The organism is Pseudomonas sp. PNPG3, from assembly GCF_023093815.1.
Lineage (GTDB): Bacteria > Pseudomonadota > Gammaproteobacteria > Pseudomonadales > Pseudomonadaceae > Aquipseudomonas > Aquipseudomonas asiatica.
Genome location: NZ_JALLKV010000035.1, coordinates 28,405 through 44,253, shown reverse-complemented (window position 1 = coordinate 44,253; position 15,849 = coordinate 28,405). Strand labels below are relative to the sequence as shown.

Below are 15,849 nucleotides of genomic sequence, written 5' to 3'. Positions count from 1 at the left end.
CCGAACAGTGCCCGCCCCCGCCCCTATCCCCCTTGGGCTATCGTCAGTCGGGCGCACACAACAACAAAACGCTCCGGCGCCCGCGCCACCGTGCCTGCCCTTTTGCATTGCACGCCGCGGGGCTTATCCCAATGGAGCCGGACCAGACTGTCAGGGACCTATTCAATGACAACCAGCAGCACCTATGCCGAAGCGCCTGCCGCGCCGGTCAACTCGCCCGCGCGGGTAGCCACCGCCAGCTTCATCGGCACCGCCATCGAGTTCTACGATTTCTACGTCTACGCCACTGCCGCCGCCCTGGTGATCGGCCCGGTGTTCTTCCCGTCCGGGTCAGGCACCGCGCAGATGCTGGCGGCCTTCCTCACCTTCGGTATCGCCTTCCTGGCGCGCCCGCTAGGCTCGGCACTGTTCGGCCACTTTGGCGACCGTATCGGCCGCAAGTCGACCCTGGTCGCCTCGCTGCTGCTGATGGGCGTGTCCACCACGGCCATCGGTGTGCTGCCAGGATATGAAAGCATTGGTGTATGGGCGCCGATCATCCTCTGCCTGCTGCGCTTTGGCCAAGGCCTGGGGCTGGGTGGCGAATGGGGTGGCGCGGCCTTACTGGCCACCGAGAACGCGCCCGAAGGCAAGCGCGCCTGGTTCGGCATGTTCCCGCAGCTGGGCCCGTCGATCGGCTTTTTGGCCGCCAACGGCCTGTTCCTGACCCTGGCCCTGGTGCTCAGCGACGAGCAGTTCCGCGAGTGGGGCTGGCGCATTCCGTTCCTGCTCAGCGCCGCGCTGGTCCTGGTGGGCCTGTATGTGCGCCTGAAGCTGGAAGAAAGCCCGGTGTTCGCCAAGGCCGTCGCCCGCCACGAGCGGGTGAAAATGCCGGTGGTCGACCTGTTTTCCAGATACTGGCTGCCGACCCTGCTGGGCGCAGCGGCGATGGTGGTGTGCTACGCGCTGTTCTACATCTCCACGGTGTTCTCGCTGAGCTATGGCGTGACCACGCTGGGCTACAGCCGCGAAACGTTCCTTGGCCTGCTGTGCTTCGCGGTGGTGTTCATGGCCCTGGCCACACCACTGTCGGCCTGGCTCAGCGACCGCTACGGGCGCAAACCGGTGCTGATCGTCGGCGGCCTGCTGGCAGTGGCCTCGGGCTTTACCATGGAGCCGCTGCTGACTTCGGGGTCGACCGCAGGTGTGGCGCTGTTCCTGGCCATCGAATTGTTCCTGATGGGCGTGACTTTTGCGCCGATGGGGGCACTGCTGCCTGAACTGTTCCCGACCCACGTGCGTTATACCGGCGCTTCGGCGGCCTATAACCTGGGCGGCATCGTCGGCGCATCGGCGGCACCGTTCTTTGCCCAGAAGCTGGTGAGCATGGGTGGGTTGAGCTGGGTGGGGGGTTATGTGTCGGTGGCGGCGTTGATCAGCTTGATTGCCGTGCTGTGCCTGAAAGAGACCCGCAATACGCAGCTGTAAGTAATTGGGGCCGCGTTGCGGCCCTTCGCGGGCACGCCCGCTCCCACAGGGGTAGCGCCGAAACCTGTGGGAGCGGGCGTGCCCGCGAAGGGCTGCAACGCAGCCCCAATCGGATCAGAACTCGACCTTGACCGCCTGCGAAGCACGGGTCGCCTTGGCACGCGCCGCTTCGACCGACTCATCACGCGCCAGGCACACGCCCATGCGGCGGGTACCGTTGATTTCCGGCTTGCCGAACAGGCGAATGGCGGTATCCGGCTCGCTCAGCGCCGCACCCAGGTTGGCAAAGCTGGTCTGCTGCGACTGCCCCTCGGGCAAGATCACCGCCGAAGCAGAAGGGCCGAACTGGCGCACTACCGGAATCGGCAGGCCAAGAATGGCACGGGCATGCAGGGCAAACTGCGACAGGTCCTGGGAAATCAGGGTCACCAGGCCGGTGTCATGCGGGCGTGGCGAGACTTCGCTGAACCACACCTGGTCGCCCTTCACGAACAGTTCCACGCCAAACAGGCCACGACCGCCCAGGGCATCGGTGACCGCCTTGGCCACCCGCTGCGATTCGGCCAGCGCCTTCGGGCTCATGGCCTGCGGCTGCCACGATTCCTGGTAGTCACCCTTCTCCTGGCGGTGGCCGACTGGCTCGAGGAAGGTGGTGCCACCGACGTGGCGCACGGTCAGCAGGGTGATTTCGTATTCGAAGTCGATGAAGCCCTCGACGATGACCCGGCCTTTGCCGGCGCGGCCGCCTTCCTGGGCGTAGGCCCACGACTTCTGCAAGTCGGCATCGCTGCGCAGCAGGCTCTGGCCCTTGCCCGACGAGCTCATCACCGGTTTGACCACGCACGGGTACCCGACATCGGCCACGGCCTTGGCGTAGTCTTCGTAGGTGTCGGCGAAGTGGTACGGCGAGGTTGGCAGGTCCAGCTCTTCGGCGGCCAGGCGGCGGATGCCTTCACGGTTCATGGTGAGCTGGGTGGCGCGGGCGGTCGGCACCACGTTGAAACCTTCGTTTTCCAGCTCGACCAAGGTGGCGGTGGCGATGGCTTCGATTTCAGGGACGATGTAGTGCGGCTTCTCGGCCTCGATCACCGCGCGCAGGGCCACGCCATCGAGCATGTTGACCACGTGGCTGCGGTGCGCCACCTGCATTGCCGGGGCATTGGCGTAGCGGTCGACGGCGATCACTTCGACGCCCAGGCGCTGCAGCTCGATCACCACTTCCTTGCCCAGCTCGCCACAGCCGCAGAGCAGTACACGGGTCGCGGTGGGCGACAAGGGGGTTCCGATACGGGTCATTTCAGGTCCTCGAAGGCGTCCGGGGCCGCACCAGGCTTGGCGCCGCCCGCTGAAAAAGGACCGCTATTCTACACCATCAACCCGCCACGGCGGCCCGCCGGGCGCGAAATGCCATGGCCAGCCACACGGCGGTGACACCAGCGAATTTCGAGGCCATGGCGGTGCCGATCACGGCTGGGGTCAGGGCACCGATCATGCCGAAGAAGATGAAGGTGTCGACCGGGATGCTCAGCGCCGAGCTCAGCCACAGGCGGTCGCGCAGCGGTCGGCGGGTGATGCTGAACACCAGCCAGTCGATAAGTTCGGAAATGAAGAAGGCGGTGGCGCTGGCCAGGGCTATGGCCGGTTCCGAGGTGACGTAGGACAGCACCAGCGCCGCCAGCATGGCGACCAGAGCGCCATGGCCGAAGCGGGTTTGCACCATGTCGCGCAGGATGAACACCAGGCCGCCCCAGGCGGACCAGATGATGTCCAGGTGTGGCGCGCTGGAGAAGGCGTAGTTGATCAGCACTACGCTGCTGATGTAGGCAATCAGATAGAACATGGCGGGTAGTCTGTGGGCAAGCCGCACAGATTACCGCTGGCTGGTTCGCGGGTAAACCCGCTCTCAAAGGTACAGCTTCAGGTTCGAGGGCTGCGCAGTACCTGTGGGAGCGGATTCACCCGCGAAGAATCCAACACGGTGGATGGCACCGGCTGCGCCGGTGTTCGCGGGTGAACCCGCTCCCACAGGGGGGGCGAGTCAGCCCTACAGGATGAGGCCGGCCTCTACTGCCCTTTCATGGCAAAGTTTGAGCACCGCCCGGCGTTCGTCGTTGTCCATCCGCCCCCAGCGGCCGATCTCGGCCACGGTTCGCTGGCAACCTGTGCAGATATCCTGCTCGTCCAACGCACAGATACTCACGCACGGCGAGGCTACCGGGCGCTCCACTACATCACTCATCATCAACCACCAACTCCCGTGCATAACGCTGGGCATTGTGCACGTAATGCGCGGCACTGGCTTCGAGCATGCGTTTCTGCTGTTCGGTCAGCTCGCGCACCACCTTGCCCGGCGAACCCACCACCAGCGAACCGTCGGGGATCTCCTTGCCTTCTGCAATCAGCGCATTGGCGCCAATGATGCAATGCTTGCCGATGCGCGCGCCATTAAGGATCACCGCATTGATACCAACCAGGCTGTAGTCGCCCACCGTGCAACCATGCAGCATGGCGTTGTGGCCAACGGTCACGCCCTTGCCCAGGGTCAGCGGCGAGCCCATGTCAGTGTGCATCACCGTGCCATCCTGCACGTTGCTGCCTTCGCCAATGTCGATCAGCTCGTTGTCCCCGCGCAGCACCGCGCCAAACCACACGCTGGCATCGGCCTGCAGGCGCACCTTGCCGATCAGCGTGGCGTTGGGTGCGGCCCAACTGGTGGGGTGGCTCTCGACCCGCAGGTCGCCCAGGCGGTATTTCATGCTTGCTCCTCAGGCTGCAACGCAGACGACGGGGTTGGCCCCGCTCAGTTTTCGATGTAACGCTCAGGGGGCTGGTGCAGGCTGATGCCGGCATCGAACAGCAGGTTGACCAGTTCGACGATCATGATCGCCGACAACCCCCAGATCTTGTATTCGCCATAGCGATAGCTGGGCACATACCAGCTGCGCCCCTGGTAATCGATACGGTGGGTATGGTCGCGCGGGTCCTGGCGGAAGAATTCCAGCGGCACGGTGAATACTGCCGCGATCTCGGCATCATTGGCACGGTATTCGACAAAATCGGGGATGAGCCCGACGAATGGCGTCACTTTCAGGCCGTGCAGCGAAATCAGCGGGCTGAGCGGGCCGATCACTTCCACCAGGCCTGGTGGCAGGCCGATTTCTTCTTCGGCTTCACGTAGCGCGGTGAACACCAGGTCCGGGTCTTCCGGGTCGCGGCGGCCACCGGGAAAGGCCACTTCGCCGCCGTGGGTGGACAGGCCCTTGGCGCGCAGGGTCAGGACCAGCTCGGGCGCTTCGCTGCGGGTAATGGGCAAGAGGACCGCCGCTTCGGGGAACCGCCGGTCGGTTTCCAGTGATGCGGGTTGGTGGTTGCTCATTCGGCGAAGTAGCTCGTCCAGCATTGCGCACGCTCATATCCAAGGCCTGCCTTGCATGATGCACCAAAGGCGCGAAGCACCCAAGCCCCGTGCGCTTGCGACGGCACGGCCGGCGCGCCAAGATAGCCCGAAGCAAAAGGAACGACACATGAAATTCTGCAGCGCGTGCGGCCAGCCGGTCACTCAGCGGATCCCCGAGGGCGACAGCCGCCTGCGGTATGTCTGCGGGGTTTGCCAGACCATCCACTACCAGAACCCCAACATCGTCGCCGGCGTGTTGCCGACCTGGGGCAGCCAGGTGTTGCTGTGCCGGCGCGCCATCGAGCCACGCCGCGGCTTCTGGACCCTGCCCGCCGGTTTCATGGAAAACGGCGAAACCCTGGACCAGGCCGCCCGTCGCGAAACCGTCGAGGAGGCCTGCGCCCGGGTCGGCAGCATGAGCCTGTACCAGCTGTTCGACCTGCCACACATCAACCAGGTGCACGTGTTCTTCCGCGCCGAGCTTGCGGACCTTGATTTCGCTGTCGGTGTCGAAAGCCTGGAGGTGCGGCTGTTCGAGGAACATGAGATTCCGTGGGGCGAGCTGGCTTTCCGCACCGTCACTCGCACACTAGAATGCTACTATCGCGATCGCATCGGGCAGCACTACCCCATAGGCCATGAATACCTGCCGCCGATGAACGTCTCGCCCACCACCTAGAAGCCTTTAGGGATACCGTTACATGCGCTGGTTGCTTGCCCTTTTCTGCCTTTGCGTTACCTCGGTGTCCCAGGCGGCCTTCACCGAGACCATCATCCGCAAGCCCCAGCCGGCAGTGCAAACCCCGTCGCCTTCGCAGCAGGCCATGCAACCGCTGATCGACAAGGTGCTGGTGATCAAGTCCGAGCGCCGTCTGCAACTGATCAGCCGTGGCGAACCGCTGAAGACCTACCGCATCTCGCTGGGCAAGCAGCCAAAGGGTGCCAAGGAGCGCGAAGGCGACAAGAAAACCCCCGAGGGCCTTTACTGGCTGGACTGGCGTAAGCAAAGCGACCGTTTCAACCTGGCCATACACATCAACTACCCGAACATCAACGACGCGGCCCGTGCCACTCGTGAAGGGGTGAGTGCCGGCAGCATGATCATGATCCATGGCACGCCGATCAACGACGAGTATCCGGAGTGGTACTTCCACACCCTGGACTGGACGGATGGGTGTATTGCCATGCGTAACCGCGACATGCAGGAAGTTTGGGACCTGGTGCGGGATGGCACGTTGATCGAAATTCGGCCCTGATAGCGGGCCTTTCAACTGATGCTGTAGGAAGCTTCCCACCATCAGGCAAGAACGCGCCCTACAAGCGCTTAGGCCGGGTACTGCATCCAGGCGAACCCCTTAATTTTTAGCATCCACGCAGACGAGTACGAAATCCGTACATCATTTGCGGGGTGCTTCAATGCCGTTCCACATTCATCGCGCCACCTGCTGGGCGCTCACCTGCTGCCTGTCAGGTTTGCTGGCCGCACCACAGGCGTTGGCCGACGACCCGGCCAGCCAGCAACTGCGCGATCAGCAGCGTGGGCTGCAACAGCTGGAACAGCAACAGCGGCTGGAACGCTGGCAGCGCCAGCCCGCCCCGGCTGAAAGCCACGACACCACCGCCCCCCTCCCGCACGACCAGCGCTGCTGGGCCATCACCGGCGTACGCGTGGCCGGCAACCGCGAGCTTTCCGACTCGGCGCTAACGCCAACCCTCCGCAGGTTCATTACCCCGTGCATGGGTATCGCGGAAATCAACGGGCTGCTGAAAGCCATCACCCAGCGCTATGTGCAAGCCGGATACCCGACCAGCCGGCCCTACCTGCAGCAACCTCCACAAAACGGCGCACCGCTGAATCTGGTCATCGTCGAGGGGTTCGTCGAGTCCATCGAAATGGCCGGCCCCGAGTTGCCCCTGTCGCTCCCCGGCGCGTTTCCCGGCCTGCTCGGGCAGCCACTGTTCCTGCCAGCCCTGGAGCAAGGCCTCGACCAGCTCAACCGGCTGCGCGCTTATGACCTGTCCGCAGAGTTGCTGCCCGGCGAACTGCAGGGCGGCACCCGGGTTGTCGTGCAGCCGCGCAAGGTGGCCTCGCGCGGGCACTTGGACAGCCGCTTCGACAACCGCGGCAGCGACCTGACCGGGCGTCATCGCCTGAACTTAGGCTTCGGCCTGGACAGCCCGCTGGGCCTCAATGATGACCTGCGCCTGTCGCTGTACGGCACGGTGCTTGATGCGCCCGGGCAAAGCCAAGGCATCTCGCTGTACTACAGCATCCCCTACGGCGCCTGGACCTTCGCGCTCAGCGCCAGCGAGCTGCGCTACGAGGCGCCGCTCCCCCACAGCCGCCAGGTAGCCGACGGCAGCAGCAGCAGCAGCTACCAGGGCCTGAGCGTCGAGCGGGTGCTGTGGCGCAACCAGCAAGGCATGCTCAGCGCCAGCGCCCGGCTGGACCGCAAGCAGATGGTCAACCGCAGCGCGGGCGCGGTGATCGTCCAGCAGAGCCCCACCCTGGTCTCCTTGGAAGCGGGTATCAACCTGCTGTGGCTCCAGGGCGGCCTGTGGAATGGCTACCTCGGTGTCGCCCAGGGCGTCGATGCCTTCGGCGCCGACCGCTCACCGCTGGGAGCGGAACGCCTGCGCCCGGATTTTCGCAAGTACCGCGCCAACCTGCTGCACCTGCGCCAGGGCCCGGCCAGCCATCCATGGCGCTGGCAGAGCGAACTGGCTCTGCAATACAGCAGTGACCCGCTACCCGCCGTCGAGCAGTTGCTGGCCAGCGACGATTCGGCCGTGCGCGGGTTTCGCCTGCGTACCTACTCCGGCGCCAGCAGCGCCGTCTGGCGCAACACCGTCAGTCAGCCGCTGCCGGAGCGCTGGACGGCTCCCCTGCAGGTACGCCCCTACATCGGCCTGGACCTGGGCTGGACCCGCACTGCCGAAGGCAAGCCTTCACAACGCCTCGCCGGGGCCACTGCCGGTGCCGAACTGAGCCTGCCCGGCAGCCACCTGCGCCTGGGCTACCAACGGGCACTGTACGCCAGCGACTCGCCCCGCCCGCTGCTGGAACCCGGTTTCTGGGTAGTGGAACTGGCCCTGACCATCTGATTCACCCACAACAAAGAGAACGAGAACATGCAAACACTCTCGCAGTCACCGTATTCCCGCCCGGATATCTTGCGCTGGGCCATCTTCCTCGGCCTGCTCGGGCCCGGCGCCGCACTGGCCCAGGGCGGCCTGGCAGCAACCAGCGGCCCCGGTGGTACACCGGTCATCAACGACGGCCACGGCGTCCCGGTCATCGATATTGTCGCGCCAAACGCCAACGGGCTGTCGCACAACCAGTTCCTCGACTACAACGTCGACCGTTCAGGATTGGTGCTGAACAATGCCACCCAGGCCGGGCAGTCGGAACTGGCCGGTGCCCTGGCGGCCAACCCGCAATTCCAGGGCCAGGCCGCCTCGACCATCCTCAACGAGGTGGTCAGCCGCAACGCCTCGCTGATCGAAGGGCCACAGGAAATCTTCGGCCGCCCGGCCGACTACATACTGGCCAACCCCAATGGCATCACCCTCAACGGCGGCAGTTTCATCAACACCACACGCGCCGGCTTCGTGGTGGGTACCCCCGAGTTCGAGGGCCAGCAACTGAAGTACCTCGACACGCTCAACGCCAGCGGTACCCTGCAAGTGCTCGAGGGCGGCCAGCGAAACCCCAACGGCGCCCTCGAGCTGATTGCCCCGCGCGTGGACAGCAAAGGGCTGCTGATGGCGCGCAACTCCATCGATATCACAGTGGGTCGCAACCGTATCGACAGCAGCAGCGGCGAAATTGTCGAGCACCTGCCCGGCACCCCTTCCAGCATCGATGCCAGCCTGTTCGGTGCCATGCGCGCCGGGCGCATTCGCGTGGTGAGCACTGCAGAAGGTGCTGGTGTGCGTGTGGGGGCATCGCAGCTGCTTGGCATCGACGGGGTCGACATCCAGTCGGCCGGCGCCCTGCAGGTCAGCGGCAAGGCCGACAGCCCCGTCGAACTGCATAGCGAACAGGGCGATCTGCGGCTGACCGCTGCCGATGACCTGACACTCGAAACCGTCGACGGGCAAGCTCGGCGAATCGAGGCCAAGGCGGGCAAGAAGCTCACGCTGGATGCCACAACCCGCGAGAACATCGAGCGCGACAGCGACAGCTGGAACAAGAAGTTCCTGTTCGTCACCCGCGAAACCTACAACCGCGAAACTACCACCACCCAGCAGCAGCAACAGGGCAGCCGCTTGCAAGGCAAGGACAGCGTGCTGCTGCAATCCGCTGACGACATGCGCCTGGTGGCTGCCAAAGTGGATGCTGGCAATGAGCTGACCCTCGACAGCGGCGCCAACCTGGCCATCGCTGCCGGCATCGACAGCCAGCACACCGAAGAGCAGGTTCGCCACCGCAAGGACTTGTGGCGCGGTGACAGTGATACCGACCAGTACAAGGAAACCGCACAAGGCAGTGCGCTCCAGGCCCAGCGCATGACGCTCAAGGCCAAGAATACTGTCGATGTGAAGGGGAGCAGCCTGCACAGCCGCGGCGACATGGCGATCGAAGCCAAGGAGGCAAACATCGCTACCACCGCCCTGCAGCAGCGCGGTACCCGGCGCAACTATCGCGGTGACCTGGTATCCGGCACCTTCTTTGGCGACCGCAAGGGTAACGACAGCGAAGGCCAGGCCGTTGCCGGCAGCAGTGTCACGGCGGATGGCAAGCTTACCGTGACAGCTGACCAGGTAGCCATCAAGGGCAGTACCGTGTTCGGCAAGGAGGACTCGGTGCTCTACAGCACAAAAGGTTCACTGGCCATCGAAGCCGACCATGGTCGCACCACCTCTACCGACCGTACCAGCGACAGCAAGCTGTTCGGCCTGATTGGCAGCGACCGCGAGAACACCGAACGTACGCAACAGGTGCTTACCAGCGACGTCAGCTCGGCCACCAATTTGCGCCTGGCCAGCGCCGAGGAAATGCGCATCCAGGGGGCCAAGGTCGTAGCGGGCGAGCACCTGCAGGTAGAGGCCAAGGGCGACCTGCTGATTACCAGCGCACAAGGGGTTGACGAGCGCGAAACCCGTAACCAGCAACGTGGTTTCACTGCCAGCGCCAAGCAGACCCAGGAGGCCGAGGATGGCAAGCCCGAGTCCCGCCAGTATTCGGCCGGCATTGCCTATGACGTCGCCACCACCAGCAGCAGGTAGCGCACCAGCAGCCAGGTCGCCAGTGAGCTCGAGGGCGCCTCGGTGAGCCTTGGCAGCAGGGCTCACCTGCAAGTCAACGGTTCCACGGTGAAAGCCGCCGCAGGCGACCTCGATGTGCAGGCCCAAAAGGTGACCCTGGGGGCAACCCGCAATGACCACGACACCACCACCAGCACCACCCAGAGTGGCGGCGGCTTGACGGTGACCGGCGGCATCGACCGGCTGGGCAGCTTGTTCGAAGGCCATCACAACCGCCAGGTGCAGACTGAACGCGACAGCAAGGCGCAACGCAGCACATTGCAGGCCAGCGGCGACCTGAAGCTCAAAGGCGATGAACTGGTCACCGAGGCCGCACGCGTCAAGGCTGGCAACACTCTGCAGGTAACGGCCAAACGTATCGACAACCGCGCGGTGCAGGATACCGAGGAACGTGAACAAAGCCGTGACGACTGGTCGGGCAGCCTCGGCGCCAGTGTCGAGTATCGCGACCTTACCCGCCCCATCGAACGCCTGGTGCTGGGCGAAGAAGCCGCACGCTTCCAGCAAGCCTCCCCCGAAGACGCCATGGCGCCGCCCAGTGTCGGCGCCGACATGACCGTGGACCACCTCAAGCGCCTGGAAAACCAGCGCCGCGGCTTTGCCCAGGTGAGCGAGTTGTCCGGAGCCAAGGTCGAAGTCAAGGCCGACAACATCACCGACCAAGGCACCGCCTGGCGCGCCAACGCCGGCAAGCTGCAGATCGAGGCCCGACAACACCAGATGCAGGCGGCCGAGAACACCCAGGAAAATACCGTGCAACGCCTGGCCTACGGCGGCGATGTTCGCCTGGACACCAGCACCGGCGAAGACCTCAATGTACGCGCCGCCGGCAAAGGCGGCTCGCTGGACAAAAAGGACAGCACCAGCAGCGCCGTACCCGGCAGCCTGTATGGGCAACAGGGCATCCAGGTGCAATTGGGCAGCTCAGGCCACTATGAAGGGACGCGCATCGATGGCGGTGAAGGCAGCGTGGTCATGAGCAGTGCCGGTTCGCTGACATTGCCCCAGGCAACCGATCAGGTCGAACAGCAGTCACGCCAGCTCGATGGCAATGCCTGGGCCAAGGTCGGCAACCGCCCGGGCAGCACCGGCGTCGATGGCCGGGGCTACCTCGACCACGGCCAGAGCCAGAGCACGCAGCTCAAGGCCCAGGTGGCGCAGATCGACGCCAAGGGCCAGGTACAGCTGAGCAGTGGCGGCGACCTGTTGCTCGAAGGCACACGCATTGGCAGCCGTGAGGCCAAGACCGGCGACATTCAACTGCAAAGCGGCGGTCGGCTGCAGGTCAAGGCGGCCAGCGATACCCAGAACGCTACCGGCGCCAAGATGGGCGGCGGCGTGGAGCTGGCGGTCAAGGCTGGCGACACCAAGGGCGGTGCCATCGGAGGCCACTTCAGCCACGGCAAGCAGGATGAAGAGGCACGCCAGGCGGTGAATGCCCTGTTCGCCAGCAACGGCACAGTGACCCTGGGCAGCAGCGCCCGCGAGAATGTCGCCCTGCACCTTGAGGGCCTGCAGGCTTCGGCCGAACAAATAACCCTCGACGCATCGAATGGGGGCATGCTGGTGGAAGCGTCATCCAGCCAGGAGCGACGTGACAACCTCGACATCACCGCCGGGGCCGGCTTCGACATGGCCAAGGGCGCGCTCGATACTCGCGGCCTGCATGGCCGCGTCAAAGTGGAGCTCGACAAGCGCGACAACCTCACCTGGAATGCCAGCGACCTGCGCGCCGAGCGCATCGACTTGCAAAGCCGCGGCGATACCCGCCTCGAAGGCACCACCGTGGAAGCTGGGCATATCAAGGGAATGATCGATGGCGACCTGCGTATCGCCAGCCGCAAGGACAGCGTCGATACCCTGAGCGTGAAAGGCGATGCCCGCCTGAGCCAGGAGAAAAACCCGCGGGGCTACGTCAACGCGGCCACTTCGGTGGCAGGGCCGCTGGGGAGCAAGGTGAATGAAAAAGCTGGCTCCGCCCTGAGCAAGGCAGACCCGGGGCTGTCGCCCACTTTCAGCCTCGACGTGTCGCACGTGCAGCGCGACAGCGTAGGCCAGCAGGCCACGCTCAAAGGTAGCGACGGCATCGACCTGCAGGTTGGTGGCAAAGCTCAGCTGGTGGGGGCACGCTTGCAGTCGGCCAAAGGAGATGTGGTACTCGACGCCAACTCGGTTAGCCGGGAAACACTGAGCGGTAACGACTATCGCCGGGATGTGTCGATCGATGCGTCCAACTCGCCAGTGGACCTGGGCACCGCGGTGGCCGAAATGGCCAAGGGCAAGGGTGCGGCGGATGGGGAAAATGCACTGGACCTGGGGTTGTTGAGGACCAGTGGGCACAATCGCAGTGAGCAGTGGGCTTCGAGTGTGCAGGGCAAGAAAATCTGAGGCAGGCGCCGCGCTGGAGGGCACGGGCTTCGTGCCCTCTTTTAGCATTTGGGCCAGACAGTTGATTGGTTGTAGGAGCGGCAAGCCAGCTTGCCGGCGATAACACCTGTCTACCAGCGCAAATCCCGCTGCCCTGCCAGCGCCTGCGGTCCAAGCCACTGCACCCCACGCAGCAAAGGCGTCAGCGCCGCCTCCGGCTGCAACTCGACCACCACCTGTGCCCGGCGCGCGGGCAGGTCAGCATCCACTGCCAACTGATGCTGCCCCTGCTGCGCCAACTGCCCGCGCAGGTGCCAGCCGCTGCGGCAGTCCATTTCCAGCCAGCCCTGCCCCAAGCCCAGTGACCAAGGCTCGCTCAGGGCAAGGTCGGTTACCGTCATGCGGCCTTCGCTGGCACGGCATTGCCGCCCTGCCCCCTGCACCCGCAACGTGCCCTGCCACTGGCCGGCCAAACGGTAATCCGTCGCCACCGTCGCCTGGGCCCCCATGGCCGTCGCCTCCAGCCGCCAACGCCATGGCCAGCCTTCGGCGCGCAACTGCCAGGCCTGGCTCTGGAAGCCGAGCTGCGCGTTCGCCTGCATGCGCCAGGGCTGCACCACCCAACGCAATGGCCCGACCGGCCCCAGTTGCTGCGCCTGGCCTTGCCACAGGCTGCCGCTGACCTCACGCGCAGGCAGGCCTATCCCGCGCACCACCCAGCTAGCCGGTAGTTCCACCAGCAATGTCACGGTGAATACCAACAGCACCCACGCCACACTTCTTCGGCTCATGGCCGCACCACCAGGTCGAAGCGCAATCTCTTTTCATGCTGTTCCAGCCCCCACTGCAATGGCTGTACGCCTTCTGCACGCAGGGTCTGCAACCAGCCCTGCAGCACTCGCTCGTCGGCCACCTGCCCACGCAGTTGCCAGGTCTTGCCCTGCGCATCGACCTCGGCCAGTTCGATCTGCCGCGCCTGGGCCGACTGGCGTAGCCGCTCCAGGCTCAACCCCGGGCCGCCTTGAAGGCTGGCCGCCTGTTCGGCCAGCCCGCGCCACTGGCTGAGCTCGCGCCATTGCGCAAGGCCTGCGCGCAGGGACAGGAAGGCCAGCAAAACAGCAATCAGTAGCCAGGCGAACTTCAAACGGTGACGCTGTATCCAGTCCCGGTTCATGAGGCTGCTCCCAGGTCGAACACCACTTGGCCGTCCTGCACCTGGACAGAGGCCCCGGCGGCTGTCGCCATGTCGCTCCATGGCGGCGCACCGCCCTCGCCTTCCAGCCGCAAGTGCCAGCGCTGGCCATCGAAGCGCACCGCTTGCAGGCGCCAGCCGGGGTGGTCACGCAGCCAGGCCTGCAACGCAGCCTGCAGGTCTTCGAGCTGGCGCGTGCGCAGCTGCTGTTGCAATTCACTTTCGCGCAGGCGTTTGAGGGCCTGCGCGGCGTGCCGGGGGCTGGCCTGCTCACCGGTCACGGCGATGACCTGGCTGCGCCAGAGTTGCGCCTGGGCCCACTGCTTGCTCAACCACAGCCCGCCCCAGACGGCAGCCAGTACCAGGCAGGCCGCAAGCAACCGTTGCTGCAGCCGGGACACCACCGGCAGCGAACGCACCTTGCGGGTACGCTCGAACAGGCCGGGCAATGAATCGAGCGGTGCCAGCGTACTGGGCCAGTCGCCGCTCAGCGAAACCTTTTGCAGCTCCGCCCACGGTTGCCGTGGCACCTCGCCCAGTGCATCCGGCCAGGCCAGCCAGTGCTCCTGCCCGCCTTCGGCCAGCCCTTTGTACAAATACATGCCGGGTGTGCGCTGCCATTGCCAGGCATGTCCCGCCTCGGGGGGCGGCAGCAACTGTAGTTCTGCCCAGCAACGTGCCACCTGCAAGCCCCATTCGGCGCACTGCCCGCGCCAGTCGTCCAGTTGCTGACGGGCCACTACCAGTAACCGAAGATGGCCAGGCTCGCGGGCCAGGCAGGCGCATGCCACCTCGTCGACTGCCTGCAGCAAACGGTCTTCGAGCAACAGCGGCCATTCTTCACGCTTGAGCCCGGGCGGTGCCGGCACGCGGAAGTAGCTGCAGGTCTCGGCAGGCAGGATCAACGCCACACGGGCTTGCAGGTTCGCCGGGGGCTCGCCCTGCCCATGGCGTTGCACAAGGCCACCCTCGGCCAGCGCCCAGTGCCAGACAACGCCCGGTCGCAGCAACAGCCACGACTGAGCCGGGCTGCGCCGCCGCCATTCAAACTTCATGAGCGCCCCCACGGGAGGGCGAAGGTGCAGACATAGGGTGCTCCGTCACGCTGCAGTTCCAGACGCACGCCACGGCCGGGGTGCGCAGGTTGGTCGGAAGGCCAGGCCAGCCAGCGGCCTCCCTCGTAATAGAGAACATTCATGGCGCTGACCCGGTCGAGCCGCTCGCGCTGGACCCAGCGTGGGGCGGCGGCGGCATAGAGGTCGGCCGAGCTTTCCAGCAGCAGGCGCTGCTCACGCGCCTCGAAGCGCAGGCGCTGGCGCTGCAGGCGCGAGCCGCCCTCGGCTTCCGGCATGCCGGTGCTGGCGACCCAGAGCAATTGGTTGCTTGCCGGTTGCCAGTCCAGCCGGCGGCTGGCCAAGGGCAGGCGCTGGTCGTAGACCCGGCGCATTACCGGGCTATCGAAGCGACGCTCCAAGGCCAGGCAGAAGTCCAGCACCGAGGTTTCCTGCGTGGTGACCTGCAGGCGTTCGCGAACCTTGAGCCAGCCGTTGACCAGGGCGGCGAGCATGATGCCGAGTACGGCGGTAAGTGCCAGGGCGACCATCAGCTCGATCAGGGTAAGGCCGGCCTGGCGGTGCCTCGTGGGTAGACATCTGCGCGGGGGGTGAAACTGGGTCTCTGTGGGAGCGGGCGCGCCCGCGAACACCGGCGCAGCCGGTGCCATCCACCGCGGTGCCTGCTTCGCGGGTAAACCCGCTCCTACAGGGGCAGGCATCTGCGCGGGGTGGAACTGGGCCTCTGTGGGAGCGGGTTCACCCGCGAACACCGGCGAAGCCGGTGCCATGCACCGCGGTGCCTGCTTCGCGGGTAAACCCGCTCCTACAGGGACCGCACAAGCTTCACGGTCTCTGTAACTCATGGCCGCTCCAGGGGCAGGCATCTGCGCGGGGTGGTACCGGGCCTCTGTGGGAGCGGGTTCACCCGCGAACACCGGCGAAGCCGGTGCCATACACCGCGGTGCCTGCTTCGCGGGCAAACCCGCTCCTACAGGGACCGCGCAAGCTTCACGATCTCTGTAACTCATGGCTGCTCCAGGGGCACGCATCTGCGCGGGGTGGTACCGGGCCTCTGTGGGAGCGGGTTCACCCGCGAACAC

The 15,849-nt window shown here is 65.4% G+C and carries 13 protein-coding genes and 1 pseudogene; 5 read left to right on the top strand and 9 right to left on the bottom strand.

All coding sequences use genetic code 11. The features are described 5' to 3' along the window. Positions 1 to 165: 165 nt before the first annotated feature. Positions 166 to 1,467 carry an MFS transporter gene (locus tag MJ643_RS20555; RefSeq protein WP_023663601.1) on the top strand — a complete coding sequence of 434 codons (1,302 nt, stop codon included), beginning with the start codon at positions 166 to 168 and terminating at the stop codon, positions 1,465 to 1,467. 114 nt (positions 1,468 to 1,581) lie between these two features. On the opposite strand, the gene purT is transcribed toward MJ643_RS20555, so the two are convergent. The 5 genes from purT to MJ643_RS20530 form a co-directional block, all read right to left on the bottom strand. Continuing rightward, entirely contained in the window at positions 1,582 to 2,763 is a 1,182-nt protein-coding gene (purT, locus tag MJ643_RS20550) for a formate-dependent phosphoribosylglycinamide formyltransferase (RefSeq protein WP_013971185.1), read from the bottom strand. Positions 2,764 to 2,839: 76 nt separating this feature from the next. Continuing rightward, positions 2,840 to 3,307 (bottom strand): VUT family protein, encoded by a 468-nt coding sequence (locus MJ643_RS20545; protein WP_003252131.1) that lies wholly within the window; start codon positions 3,305 to 3,307, stop codon positions 2,840 to 2,842. Positions 3,308 to 3,511: 204 nt separating this feature from the next. Beyond that, on the bottom strand, positions 3,512 to 3,709 hold the full coding sequence (locus tag MJ643_RS20540; RefSeq protein ID WP_013971183.1) for a DUF1289 domain-containing protein: 198 nt from the start codon (positions 3,707 to 3,709) through the stop codon (positions 3,512 to 3,514). Further along, positions 3,699 to 4,223, bottom strand: a complete 525-nt coding sequence (locus MJ643_RS20535; protein ID WP_013971182.1) for a gamma carbonic anhydrase family protein — start codon at positions 4,221 to 4,223, stop codon at positions 3,699 to 3,701. Before MJ643_RS20535 ends, MJ643_RS20540 begins: the two co-directional genes overlap by 11 nt. Positions 4,224 to 4,267: 44 nt before the next feature. Further along, on the bottom strand, positions 4,268 to 4,867 hold the full coding sequence (locus MJ643_RS20530) for a CoA pyrophosphatase (protein ID WP_003252125.1): 600 nt from the start codon (positions 4,865 to 4,867) through the stop codon (positions 4,268 to 4,270). A 124-nt stretch (positions 4,868 to 4,991) separates the two neighbouring features. On the opposite strand from MJ643_RS20530, the gene MJ643_RS20525 reads away from it, so the two are divergent. The 4 genes and pseudogenes from MJ643_RS20525 to MJ643_RS31590 all read left to right on the top strand — a co-directional run bounded on the left by MJ643_RS20525 (position 4,992) and on the right by MJ643_RS31590 (position 12,523). Continuing rightward, positions 4,992 to 5,543, top strand: coding sequence for an NUDIX hydrolase (locus MJ643_RS20525; protein WP_013971180.1), 552 nt, complete (start codon positions 4,992 to 4,994; stop codon positions 5,541 to 5,543). Positions 5,544 to 5,565: 22 nt separating this feature from the next. Next, positions 5,566 to 6,120: a L,D-transpeptidase family protein gene (locus tag MJ643_RS20520; protein ID WP_013971179.1), complete on the top strand. Its 555-nt coding sequence runs from the start codon at positions 5,566 to 5,568 to the stop codon at positions 6,118 to 6,120. A 160-nt stretch (positions 6,121 to 6,280) separates the two neighbouring features. Continuing rightward, positions 6,281 to 7,969 carry a ShlB/FhaC/HecB family hemolysin secretion/activation protein gene (locus MJ643_RS20515; RefSeq protein WP_038408792.1) on the top strand — a complete coding sequence of 563 codons (1,689 nt, stop codon included), beginning with the start codon at positions 6,281 to 6,283 and terminating at the stop codon, positions 7,967 to 7,969. A 27-nt stretch (positions 7,970 to 7,996) separates the two neighbouring features. Continuing rightward, positions 7,997 to 12,523: pseudogene (locus tag MJ643_RS31590) on the top strand (hemagglutinin repeat-containing protein). 110 nt (positions 12,524 to 12,633) lie between these two features. On the opposite strand, the gene MJ643_RS20500 reads toward MJ643_RS31590, so the two are convergent. The 4 genes from MJ643_RS20500 to MJ643_RS20485 are packed head-to-tail and all read right to left on the bottom strand — an operon-like array spanning position 12,634 to position 15,417. Further along, a complete protein-coding gene (locus tag MJ643_RS20500; protein WP_024086381.1) occupies positions 12,634 to 13,293 on the bottom strand; it encodes a type II secretion pathway protein GspN in 660 nt (219 codons plus the stop codon). Beyond that, positions 13,290 to 13,676: a type II secretion system protein GspM gene (gene gspM / locus MJ643_RS20495; protein WP_024086380.1), complete on the bottom strand. Its 387-nt coding sequence runs from the start codon at positions 13,674 to 13,676 to the stop codon at positions 13,290 to 13,292. Before gspM ends, MJ643_RS20500 begins: the two co-directional genes overlap by 4 nt. Beyond that, positions 13,673 to 14,749: a type II secretion system protein GspL gene (gene gspL / locus MJ643_RS20490; RefSeq protein ID WP_013971174.1), complete on the bottom strand. Its 1,077-nt coding sequence runs from the start codon at positions 14,747 to 14,749 to the stop codon at positions 13,673 to 13,675. The genes gspM and gspL overlap by 4 nt, the downstream gene beginning before the upstream one ends. Further along, positions 14,746 to 15,417 (bottom strand): prepilin-type N-terminal cleavage/methylation domain-containing protein, encoded by a 672-nt coding sequence (locus MJ643_RS20485; protein ID WP_024086379.1) that lies wholly within the window; start codon positions 15,415 to 15,417, stop codon positions 14,746 to 14,748. Before MJ643_RS20485 ends, gspL begins: the two co-directional genes overlap by 4 nt. Between the last annotated feature and the right edge of the window lie 432 nt (positions 15,418 to 15,849).